The organism is Acinetobacter sp. Ag2, assembly GCF_001005515.1.
GTDB classification, from domain to species: domain Bacteria; phylum Pseudomonadota; class Gammaproteobacteria; order Pseudomonadales; family Moraxellaceae; genus Acinetobacter; species Acinetobacter bereziniae.
Window position 1 is genome coordinate 49,897 of sequence record NZ_LBNA01000043.1, and the last position, 12,181, is coordinate 62,077.

A 12,181-nucleotide genomic window follows, 5' to 3' on the forward strand; every position below is an offset into this window, starting at 1 on the left:
TAGTTCATTTTTTTTTCGAGAATTAGTGTCCTAGAGTATTTACTCTTATTTTTTATATGTTATTTTGTAACTAGGAGTAACTTTGAGTTGTTATTTAGGTATCAAAATTATTTCTCACTCAAAACTTAAGTAATTCAAAGTATTCATTTTATTATATTAGGGAAAAATTAAAATGAAATTAAAAAATCTATCGGTAGCGTTAATTGTTGCAACTTTGCCAGCAACTGGCGTTTTTGCCGCAGCCTTAGATCGTTCAGGTCAATCCATTTCTGCTTTTTTACAGCCAGGCAATTATTTTGAAGCAGGAATTTCTGTTCTAGACCCAACTGTTGAAGGAAAAGAAACTGCAGCAATGGGTGGACGTAACATTAATGATATGGGCGATGATTATTATTTCCCATCTGCTGCATTAAAGCTTCAACTTACAGATAATTTTTCATTTGGTTTACTCTATGACCAACCATTTGGTGCAGATGCAGCCTACAATGGAACTAATGAATTTGTTGCGGCTCCAACTGATCCAGTATTGACTGGTTTGCCAATTACGACCACTCAACTTGGTGGCGTGACTGGAAACACTAAAGTAAAAGTTGATACGCAAAATATTTCAATGATTTTTGGTTTCCAACCAAATGAAAACTTTAATTTCTATGGTGGTGGTGTTTACCAAACAGTTAAAGGTAATGTAAGTCTTCGTGGTAAAGCATATAGCTTATATAATGGCTATGATGCAAAAATTAAAGAAACAAGTGGTGCAGGTTGGTTAGCGGGTGCGGCATTCCAGATTCCAGATATCGCTTTAAAAGCATCTGTAACTTATCGCTCTGAAATTGATCATGATGCAGATGCTACAGAAACTATTGCTATTGCCGATGCATTAGGTGCAATGCCTGCATCACAATTACAAGGCTTACTTGCAAGCTTAGGCAACACTGGTGCAGCAATGACACCAGCATTATTGAAAGCATTAGCTGCCAACAAAGAGTCTGGGAAAACTAAAATTACAACACCACAATCTGTAAATTTAGACTTCCAAACAGGGATCATGGAAAATACAGTTGCATTTGCAAACTTGCGCTGGGTAGATTGGTCTAGCTTCTCTATCCGCCCTTACAAGTTTGGTAATGTTTCAACTGCAGTTGGTCCCTTATTAGGTTTAGCAAATCCGAACAATGCACGTCCAAATGGCTTTAACCTCGTTGAATATTCTAAAGATCAATTCTCTGCAACTGTTGGTGTTGGTCGTAAACTGAATGAACAATGGGCTGGAAATGTATCTGTTGGTTGGGACTCAGGTGCGGGTAACCCTATTACAACTCTTGGTCCAACTGAAGGTTATTGGAACCTTGGTTTAGGTGTTCAGTATAGCCCTACTCCATCAACATTTATTGCTGGTGGTGTGAAATACTTCTGGTTAGGCGATGCTAAAGCACAAACTGGTGCTCAAGCTGGCGGTAATGATTATGTTGCTGAATTTAAAGACAACAATGCAATCGCATATGGTTTAAAAATGGGTTATAGATTCTAAGCAATCTATAGACATAAAAAATCCCACCTAGCGTGGGATTTTTTTATGTCTTCTATAAAATGATAGGACTAAAAATCATAAAACGAAACTTCACCAGTTTCTAAAGAATATTCAGCCCCGACAACTTTCAGTTTACCTTGCGCAATTAAACTCTCTAAAACGGCTGAACCATGACGTAATTGATTTACAGATGCAAAAACATTTGATTTCACAGCATGCATCGATAATTTTTCTAAATCATCTTTTAATTCTGTTTGCATCAGAATTTCAACGGACGGACGGACACGATTGACAATTGACATGAGATTTGCAGATGGCGGCGTATTTGGATTTTTGAGCGCCTCGATGGTGGAGTGTATTGCACCACAATGACTATGTCCCAAAACCACAACTAATGGGCAACCAAAACTATCTGCAGCAAACTCAACACTACCTACTTGTGAAGGCGCAACGATGTTCCCTGCCACACGAATCACAAATAAATCACCAAATCCTTGGTCAAATACCATTTCTGCTGGAACACGTGAATCTGAACAACCTAGAATGATGGCAAAAGGTTCCTGACTATCTACCATTTCAGATCGTTGCTGATGCGTCAAAAATTTAGTCAGATTGGTTTCACCATGAGCAAAACGTTCATTACCTTGTTTTAATCGTTCTAAAGCTTCTTGAGCAGTTAGCATATCCTATGTTCCATTGTGCGGAGATTTGGACTATTTTAATGCTGTAAAATTTGAATGTCACTGACTAAAAATAAACTCTGTTACAATTTTTGTTATTGATGAGACTCCCCTTAGAATCACAAAAATATATAGATATAATTCACAATTTTATTTAAATTATTTAACTACATTACAAAATAGTTATTTAATTTGCTCATTTCTTGTCTATTCTTTTGGCAAAAAAATGACAAATATTACTTTCCGAGCAAATGCTGAAAAAATTATGATCATGAATAATATTTTTACTTTATATAATGCCAAGTCTTTTGTTAGGAACTCTATGCATGTTTGATCTGCCCCTAAAGAAAATTCTTCGTTTTTTGAATAACATGTTATTAAGTTTGACCGCAGTCAGTAGCATTCTTTTGGCAAGCCAGACTTATGCAGCTTCCAATACACCAGAATATGTCGACTATTTAAAAATCGTGCAAGAAGAACGTGCTTGGGCAGGGCTAAGTTCTAAAACATTACGTGTGGGTGATGTAGTCTGGTCTTACAGCGAAGGTGGCTCAAAAGATAAACCCACGGTTTTATTGATTCATGGTCTCGCCAGTAGTCGGGATACGTGGAATGAGACTGCGCGATTATTAACCCCTTTCTATCACGTAATTATCCCTGATTTACCATCTGCAGGAAGTACCCAGGTTCCAGCAAATTTTGATTTATCTGTACCCAATGTCACGGAACAACTTCGGCGCTTTATTGAAGCAGCACATATCCAAGATAATTTAAACATAGCCGGACACTCTTTGGGTGGCACCATCGCCATGTTTTACGCATCTCAGTACCCATTTGACACCAAAAGTTTATTTTTGATGAGTACTGGAGGTATTTTTAAATCGACCAATACCAATTATTTAAAAAATCCAATCTACTTGAGGCAGTTGCTCATCACTCAGAAAGGTGATTTAGATTTTGTCATGAAAAAAGTTATGTTCAATCCTCCATTTACAGCCAGTGTAATTAAGGAAGAACAGGAAAAATTATTTATCGCTAAATCACAAGATACAGCAAAAATCATCAATCAAATTGACGCCCTCAATCGACTGTACACCCCTACAACATTCACCACCATGTTAAAAAACATTGAAGCCCCCACATTAATTTTATGGGGTCAACAAGATCAGATCATCAATGCTGATGTTGCCAATGAATTAAAATCCGTATTAAAACGACCTGAAACACCTGTGCTTTTACCTCGTGTTGGTCATATGCCATTATTAGAAGCACCAGAACGAGTTGCGGATTACTATTTAAGTTTTTTAAATAAAGTACAACCCCTGCAAAATCCACTGTCTGAGCCTAGGCATACACAAATCGAGTTCAAAAAATGAAACATCCTCTCATTGAACAATTAATCGACGCTCAATTGGTATTTTTAGATCAAACTTTTTCTCAGCCTGAGACTATTAAAGCTGAATTTACAGAGTTTTATCATTGGTTTAGAAAACAACCTTTAAAAGAAATCTGGTCATTTTCGCAAATTAATGACTTATTATATAAGCAGGTTTTAGCAACGCCTGCGAGTGATTTTCTGATTGAACAGATTGCTGAACATATTCGTTTTGCTTTAATTCATCCAAGCAATGATGAAACCCTAATTGAAGATATTATCCCTGTTACGACGATTGATAAAATCGCCCAATATGTTGCAAGCAAATCAGGACATCGCCAAGCTTTGATCAAACGTATTGTTAATAATCCTGCATTTTCGAGTATGTTGACTCAGCTGATTCACCATTCTATTCAAGATTATATCGATAATTCAGTCATGAATAAAAAAGTTCCTGGTGTTGGACGTTTCATGAAGATGGGAAAATCCGTCTTGGAATCTGTCACAGACACGAATTTGGATGATACTGTTAAGCATTATTTGCAAAAAAATATTATCAAAATCAGCCAACTTAGTGAACAAGTCATTAATCAACAATTTGATGACAACAAGCTGTATCATTTTCAAGCCAATCTATGGCACAAAATTAAAAAAATCCCGATTGGTGTACTTCGTCAGTATGTAGAAATTAATGACTTACCAAAAACAGTAGAGATGGGTCATGAGATTTGGGAACATATCCGTCAAACAGACTATTTAAAGAAACAAGTTCATGATGGCATACTTACTTGGTATGCACGAAACCAAGAGCGTCAGTTTGATTTGATTTTATCTGACATCAATATTGATGAAGCATTGATTCAACATGAATTACAGGCTTTGCTTGAACCTGTGATCCAAAGAATGATTTCATCTACACATTTAAAAAATCGTGCACGGGTCTATTTAGAGCAGTTCTATTATTCTGATGAAACTTTAAATATTTTAAAATTAGAAAAAGGCGCATAAAGCGCCTTTTCTTCCTCACTTTAATTTAGAAATTAAAACTTATAAATTAAACCTAGATTATAACGACGACCATCCAACACGTAATTATAAGTCGTAGTTTCTATGGTTTTATCAAATAAATTATAAATACCTGCATTGAACTGCAATACTTTTGAAGGTTTATAGTTTAATCCAATATCTACCATTGCATAGGCAGGTTTACCATTACTCATTGATGTACGGCTTAAATACTCAGATGTTTTACTTCTGACGTTTAAACGGCTCCACATTCCCACTTGATCATTGGTTTGCCAATCTAAAGTGGTATTGAACATATGTTTTGGCATTTCGTTTAATGGTTTCCCTTTGAATACCCCACTCTTCTGTTCAGTATCCGTAAAGGTATAGTTTGTAGCCCATCGAACATCGGGGGTAATTGCCCAACCAAAAGTTGCCTCAATACCTCGCATATTTGCTTTATCTACGTTGATACGTTGACTAACAAAGTCAAAATTTTGCCCCAACCAAGGACAATTCATACTTCCAGAGTCTCCTTGGCAAGTACGGATTTCTGTAATTTTATCTTTGAATTCACTATTGAATACCGTGAAGCCTGCATCTAAATCCTCATTATTGTCCCAATTGATTGATGCTTCATAGTTCACGCTGGTTTCTGGTTTTAAGTCAGGGTTACCCACAATCATACCACTTGACTGACCACCACCTGTGGCTTGTCCCCATCCTGCAACAGTGGCACGTAATGCTGGTGTTTTATAACCAGTTGACACACCACCTTTGATAATCCAGTTATCATTCAATGTCCATACACCATAGACTTTCGGACTGAAATGATCACCGAACTTTTCATCTTTGTCGTAGCGTAATGATGCAGTGATCGTGAATGGATCTACAATATTCCATGCATCTTCAGCGAATAGAGCCCAACTATAACGATCTAGGTTTGTTAATTTTGTTCCCCCAACACTCAATTGGTTTCCAAAATCTTCAAGCTCTTCTTTTAAATAACTTCCTCCAAAGCTTAAAGCATGGGAACCTAAATTGATTTGGTTCAAGGTATTAAAAGTTGTATTGATGGCTTCCATGCTACGTGAAGGATTATCATTTTCTTCACGTTGAACATAAGAATGGGTTTTTAAATCACCAATTTCACCACGGTGAGTCAAACTATACTCAGTGCGGTAGTAATCTGTATATGAATCGGTCGGAAGCTTGCCATTTCGTCCTGGCACATTAGCAATAGTTTTACCCACTGTTTGATCACGATTCTGAATCGATCGCTGATATTCTAAATCAATGGTATGTTCAGCATTTGGCGTCAAACTCAGTGTCGCACCGCCTGCTCGTATACGTTGCTTGTTGTAGCCGCCAATGATGTCATCTTCATTACGCTGTGAAAACGTTCCATTGGCTTTTAGACCTAATAAATTACGAATCAATGGACCAGAAACATATAGGTTTGCTTGATGTATATCTCCAGAATCCCTATTTTCTTGGAGTGTCGTGTCTAATTTAACCGAACTGGTCCAAGTATCTGAAACCTTTTTGGTAATAATATTAATAACACCACCCATAGCATCTGAACCATATAAGCCAGACATTGGACCACGAATGACTTCAATACGTTCAATACTTTCAATACTCGGCATCCACCCTTGCTCAATACCTGAGTTATCACTATTCGGACGAACTGAACGCGTATTTACTTTTTTACCATCAATCAGGATAACCGTATAAGCACTTCCCATACCGCGGATACTAATATCACTTGAACTTCCCCCACCAGTGACCACAACACCTGGCACATCTTTTAATGCATCGGTGATATCACGATATGCTTTTTTATTAATATCTTCTTGGCTTAATACTGAGATAGATGCAGCAGCTTGTTTAACTTCTTGTTCAAAACCACTTGCGGTCACAACTATTGTGTCTAGTTTTGTCGCTTCTGTTGACTGATTTTCTGCTTTATTTGAAGTTTCTTGTGAGTTAGCTGCATATGCAGTGCCCACCATAACGGTAACAATGGAGAGAGATAACGCAGATTGGATGATACGGCGAGTCAACATAAGGTATTCCAAAGAGGCTAAGAATGAATAGACAATGAAGATTGAGATACAATGTGTAATAAAAACACCACAGCATTATAAACAATATTAAGAATTATTCTCATTTTTATTATTTGTTTGATTATTTTTTATACGCTTTTGCGCTTATATTTAAGATTTTCCTATTTTTTTAAGTTTCATTTAAGGTTGCTAAAATTCAAAAAAATAAATTGTCAAAAAAAACCTCCGAATTTTCGAAGGCTTTTTTGAATCACTTTGAATCAGTATATTGATGAGACAAATTATTTGAAGTATGCACCTTCGGCTTGGCTATGATCAGTTTGATCTACCACACGACCTAACTCTGGAATGTGCTGTTTTAAGGTAGTTTCAACGCCTTGCTTCAATGTGACATCGATTGCTGAACAGCCCTGACAACCACCACCAAATTTCAATACAGCCGTTAAACCATGCTCTTCATCTTCAATAACTTCAACCAAAGCACAATTACCACCATGCCCTGCAAGTCCTGGATTAATTTCCGCTTGAAGAATATAGGTAATTCTTTCTTCCATTGACGCATCTGGACCAACACGTGGTACTTTCGAGTTTGGCGCACGAAATGTTAATTGACCACCAAAACGGTCTTTGTTGTAGTCAATTACCGCATCTTTTAGATATGGAATAGATGGTGTATCAATAAATGCTGGAAAATCAGGATAATCTTGCTTGTAATCTGTTGGAGCAACTTCATCAGGCGCACTGTACGCCATACAACATTCTGCACGTGGAGTCCCTGGATTTTCAACGAATACACGAACGCCAATTCCTGGAGTATTTTGCTTCTCCAAAAGATCTTTTAAATACTCCTGCGCATTTGGAGTAATCAATAAATTTGGAATTTCTTCTGCAACTGCAGTATTGGTGTTCTCAGTCGACATAACTCTATCCTCAAGCTGAAGTCGGTATTTTAACTGAAGATGAGGCTGAATGACCAAAAATCAACTAAAATTGTCGGAATTAAATTAAAAAGATGTAAAAACATAAGATATTCAAAATTCGAGACAAAAATTATCCTCATTCACATCAAAAAAAAGCTTTTCAATCGCTAAATTTTTACCAGTAAGATCAAGTGTAATACATCAATTCCAAAGCAATCCATGACTGAAATATGTGAAATACACTGACTCAGCTAAAATATTTTAACAACCCAATCTCATCTCAACATTTCGTTTGATGTGACATTACAATCGCACAACCAATTGAGCTGCATTTTGTCAGATTATGCCACTCGATTCCTGAATTTGGCATGGATAATGTATACATCTGTATATTAATGATGAAGTAAAACGAGATATTTTGCATGTCCAGTTCAAATGAAGGTTTACAATTCACGGTTCATCCTGAAACCCAAAAAAGCAGCAGCTCCCAAGTAGGCAAGGAAATTATTGCTGAGGCACTGTCATTGGTTGACAATATCAATGCTCAAAAGGTGTTGGATGAAAAAAACTGGCGTAAAAATTATCCCATTTATTTTAAAGCATTGGTAGAAAACGGCATTCAATCTACGCATAACGCGATCACGATTGCAAAACAAGGCTTACATAAAGCTCAACACAGCTTTGACTTTTTCAGAGATGGGCAGCGTTATTCCTTAAAAGACGTGATGTCAGTTCCCCTCTTAGACAAAATTCAAACCATCACGATTAAAGGACAATCGGATGCACAACCCGAATGGTTTGTTCCTTATCATGGACAAAAACTTTCAGGTGAAGCCTTACTCAAACAAATTCAGACATGGCAAGAAGCAGGCATCATTGAAACCAGCCATGCGGATGCCTTAAGAGAAGTGGTTGCCCATCCAGAATGGTTTGATTTATCTGACCGTACTTTGGTTTTATTCGGCGCAGCCTCAGAAGCAGGTCCTTTGACATGGTTAGCTCAATGGAAAGCCAATATTGTTGCAGTAGATTTACCCAATGAGCGTGTTTGGGGGAAAATTCTCGAGACTATTCAAAATGGTAATGCCACCCTCTATGCACCAAGCTTACAACAAATCAATGACAGCAATGATTTGAATGAACTAAAAACCAAACTTGGAGCAAATTTACTCACCCAAATTCCTGAAATTACGCAATGGTTATGCGAGAACCCACACAAACTAGACTTGGCATCTATTGCATATCTAGATGGTGAAAAGCATGTGCGTGTTTCAATCGCAATGGACAGTATCATGAGCAATGTCAGTGAACAAAAAACTGACTCATCATTGATGTATATGTGTACGCCAACGGATGTCTATGCAGTGCCAAAAGAAGTAATTGAAGGTGCTACAGAAAAGTTTAAACAACGATCAAAATTTGAAACAATACTCAGCAAAAGTATCTCAGCACTCTCTTTAAAACAATTTTTCAAGAATAACAATCAGCAGCTAATACACTCTGAAAATGGCAAAGCTTATGGCATTGCTGACTGTTTAGTGGTTGAGCAAGGTCCGAACTATGCTTTAGCAAAACGCATTCAACAATGGCGTGCGACTTTAGCAAGACATCAAGGACAACATGTCAGTATCAATATTGCCCCATCAACCACAACTCACTCTGTCACTAAAAATCCATTACTTAAAGCTGCGTTTAATGGTGCAAGTTTATTTGATGTTGAAGCATTTAGCCCTGAAACCACCAATTCGATCATGGCGGCATTGTGGATTCATGATCTCAAAAACCCAAACTCGGTTGCCAACCCAGCAACACAAATGGAACATCCATTAGAGTTGATGATGGAAGGTGCGAATCATGGTGGTTTATGGCGTGTTGCCTATCTTGCCCGTACAGCACTTCCTTTTGCAGCGATTTATGGCTTTGCAACGGATAAGCTTCCTATTCAGAAGATTTTAGGAAAAACCAAAAAATAATTGTTCAATTTTAAAAAGTTGATCAGGTAATGCCCATTTATTTATGATAAATGGGCATTTCTTTTAAATATAAAAATATTTCACTGTTCAAAGTGTTGATTACAGCATCATGTTATTTACCACTTAAACTCACTTAAGTTGAATAAATTTGATCAATTGAATGTTTAAAAAAATATGTTATACACAGTTAAACGATCGCGTCATTTTTATACAATTGACAGTTTTCTAACGATCGTTTAAAAATAGATAAAACAACTAAAGCGAGAACAACAATATGTTAAATTCACAAGGAAAAGTAAGCCGAGAAATCCGAGGTCATATTTTCTTAATCGGCTTGGATCGTGCAGATAAGCGGAATGCTTTTGATAGCCATATGATCCATGACCTATCACTTGCGCTCACGGAATATGAAAACAATCCTGAACTTCGCTGCGCAGTAGTTTTTGCGCATGGTGAACATTTTACTGCGGGTTTAGATTTGGTTGAGTTACAACCCAAATTAGCTGACGGCGTTTTTAGTTTTACTGATGATATGGTTAATCCTTGGGGGACTGTAGGGCGCCAAAGAACAAAACCATTGATTACAGCAGTCCAAGGCTATTGTTATACCGCAGGGATTGAACTGATGTTGAATTCAGATATTGTCATTGCCAATCAAAATACCCAGTTTACGCAGATCGAGGTACAACGTGGTATCTTGCCTTTCGGTGGCGCAACAGTACGTTTCGTACAAGCCGCAGGCTGGGCAAAAGCCATGAAATATGTACTCACAGGTGATTTGTTCAATGCACAAACAGCCTATGAAATGAATTTGGTTACCGAAGTCGTTGAAGGCAATAATCAGTTGATTCGTGCATTGGAATTAGCTGAACGTATTGCAAGTGCGGCACCACTTGCAGTTAAAGCAGCGCTGCATTCTGCCCATCAAGCATTTTTACACAGCCCTGAAGTTGCGTTTGGTAATTTGCAAAATTTATTGACGCCGTTGCTCAACTCTGAAGATGCACAGGAAGGTGTAAGAGCCATGATTGAACGTCGTGCTCCACAGTTCAAGGGTCAATAAATCATTATTTTAAGATTTAGCAATGCCAAAAAATTAGAGATAAGATGATGCCAAATATAAACCACCTCGCACAAATACAACCCTCGAAAGAAAATGGTTTTAAATGTGAATCGGTCACATTTCAAGCTTTGGATGGTTATACACTCGTTGGAACTCGATATACACCAACCACCCATCCATTTAAAGCCAATTTACTGGTTTCCAGTGCAACAGGTGTACCACAGGCATTCTATCGACGATTCTCTGAATATGCTTCGCAAATGGGCTATCAAGTGCTTTGCTTTGATTACCGTGGTGTAGACAAGTCTGAACCACGGCAACTAAAAGGCTTTAAAATGTCTTATCTGGACTGGGGCAAATTAGATCTTGCAGGTGCGATTGACTACTTTTTTGAAGATGACACTGCTTTATTTGTTGTGGGACATTCTTATGGTGGTCAGGCACTTGGACTAACCCCCAATCACGATAAAGTCACAGCAATGTATTGTTTCGGTACAGGTGCTGGATGGCACGGCTATATGCCTTTGAAAGAAAAACTTAAAGTCCAGGTGATTTGGAATATCGTGTTTCCCCCGATGGTCGCCATCACGGGTTATTTACCTTGGAGTAAACTCAATATGGGGGCTGATCTTCCAAAAGGCGTATATCAACAGTGGCGTAAATGGTGTAAAAATCCAACTTATTTTTTTGCTGATCCTGAACAACAGACATTGCATGACCAATATGCTCAAGTCAAAACGCCGATTTATGCTGTCGCAGCTTTGGATGATGATTGGGCTTTACCGAACTCTCGTTATGCATTTATGCAACATTATAAAAATGCGCCTATGCATTTTATCAATATTTCAGCAGAAGATTTCGGACTTCAACAGATTGGACATATGGGATATTTTCGAAAAGGTTCGGAACAGATTTGGGATAAAATGTTAGCTACTTTTGAGAGTTTAATACCATCTTGTTCATAAATACAGCGCAATATAAATTTGTAGATTTTCTAGGTAAGCTATGCGTCCACAAAAACTTTCTACTGAACAGATGCTCAATAGCTGTGCTTTACAATTTAAAGCACATGGTTATGCTGGGACAAGTATGGATATGTTGGCAAAAGCATGCGGACTGAGTAAAGCCTCTTTTTATTATTATTACCCAAATAAAGAAGCTTTATTGATGCAAGTTTTAGAACATACTCATCAATATCTAAATCGATCTTTGTTTAAGCTTGAAGACTTTACTGTCATTGATACATCTACCCAGTTTCAAACCATACATGAAAAAGCAGTACTTTTTTTTAGTTATGAAATAAAAGGCTGTCTCATGGGTATTCTTTCATTAGAAGCCAATGATATATCTTACACAGTGTTGCAAAAGATTCGCACCATTTTTCAGGATTGGCAGCATGTTTTATATCAACTCTTTAAACAAACACTCAACGAGCAAGATGCTCAAAATGCAGCCAAAATAACTGTAGCAGATTATGAAGGAGCAATTTTAATGTATCGACTTTATCAAGATATATTCTATTTGGATCAAGTCAAAAAACGTGTGCTGCAACTACTATAAAATAATTT

General features: G+C 37.4%; 10 protein-coding genes. 7 read left to right on the plus strand and 3 right to left on the minus strand.

Features of this window, described 5'->3' with window-relative positions; translation table 11 throughout:
* Window positions 1-172 precede the first annotated feature (172 nt).
* Complete coding sequence (locus AAV97_RS07555) at window positions 173-1,528, plus strand: OmpP1/FadL family transporter (protein WP_004828141.1); 1,356 nt, start codon at window positions 173-175, stop codon at window positions 1,526-1,528.
* A 68-nt stretch (window positions 1,529-1,596) separates the two neighbouring features.
* Here the strand turns inward: AAV97_RS07555 and AAV97_RS07560 are convergent, their stop codons facing one another.
* Window positions 1,597-2,211 (minus strand): carbonic anhydrase, encoded by a 615-nt coding sequence (locus AAV97_RS07560; protein WP_004828139.1) that lies wholly within the window; start codon window positions 2,209-2,211, stop codon window positions 1,597-1,599.
* A gap of 323 nt (window positions 2,212-2,534) precedes the next feature.
* Between AAV97_RS07560 and AAV97_RS07565 the strand changes: the two genes are divergently transcribed.
* Both AAV97_RS07565 and AAV97_RS07570 read left to right on the plus strand, forming a co-directional pair.
* Window positions 2,535-3,584, plus strand: coding sequence for an alpha/beta fold hydrolase (locus tag AAV97_RS07565; protein WP_009585807.1), 1,050 nt, complete (start codon window positions 2,535-2,537; stop codon window positions 3,582-3,584).
* A complete protein-coding gene (locus AAV97_RS07570; protein WP_046760244.1) occupies window positions 3,581-4,591 on the plus strand; it encodes a hypothetical protein in 1,011 nt (336 codons plus the stop codon). The genes AAV97_RS07565 and AAV97_RS07570 overlap by 4 nt, the downstream gene beginning before the upstream one ends.
* Before the next feature lie 32 nt (window positions 4,592-4,623).
* On the opposite strand, the gene AAV97_RS07575 is transcribed toward AAV97_RS07570, so the two are convergent.
* Together AAV97_RS07575 and nfuA are read right to left on the minus strand one after the other, a co-directional pair.
* Complete coding sequence (locus AAV97_RS07575; RefSeq protein ID WP_046760245.1) at window positions 4,624-6,657, minus strand: ligand-gated channel protein; 2,034 nt, start codon at window positions 6,655-6,657, stop codon at window positions 4,624-4,626.
* 281 nt (window positions 6,658-6,938) lie between these two features.
* Entirely contained in the window at window positions 6,939-7,577 is a 639-nt protein-coding gene (gene nfuA / locus AAV97_RS07580) for a Fe-S biogenesis protein NfuA (RefSeq protein ID WP_004828129.1), read from the minus strand.
* A gap of 422 nt (window positions 7,578-7,999) precedes the next feature.
* Between nfuA and AAV97_RS07585 the strand changes: the two genes are divergently transcribed.
* From AAV97_RS07585 to AAV97_RS07600, 4 genes are all read left to right on the plus strand, one after another.
* Window positions 8,000-9,550 (plus strand): hypothetical protein, encoded by a 1,551-nt coding sequence (locus tag AAV97_RS07585; RefSeq protein WP_009585858.1) that lies wholly within the window; start codon window positions 8,000-8,002, stop codon window positions 9,548-9,550.
* 274 nt (window positions 9,551-9,824) lie between these two features.
* Window positions 9,825-10,613, plus strand: coding sequence for a crotonase/enoyl-CoA hydratase family protein (locus AAV97_RS07590; RefSeq protein ID WP_046760246.1), 789 nt, complete (start codon window positions 9,825-9,827; stop codon window positions 10,611-10,613).
* Between the two features lie 47 nt (window positions 10,614-10,660).
* Window positions 10,661-11,578 carry an alpha/beta fold hydrolase gene (locus AAV97_RS07595; RefSeq protein ID WP_046760253.1) on the plus strand — a complete coding sequence of 306 codons (918 nt, stop codon included), beginning with the start codon at window positions 10,661-10,663 and terminating at the stop codon, window positions 11,576-11,578.
* Window positions 11,579-11,618: 40 nt separating this feature from the next.
* Entirely contained in the window at window positions 11,619-12,173 is a 555-nt protein-coding gene (locus AAV97_RS07600) for a TetR/AcrR family transcriptional regulator (protein ID WP_009585844.1), read from the plus strand.
* Window positions 12,174-12,181: the final 8 nt, after the last annotated feature.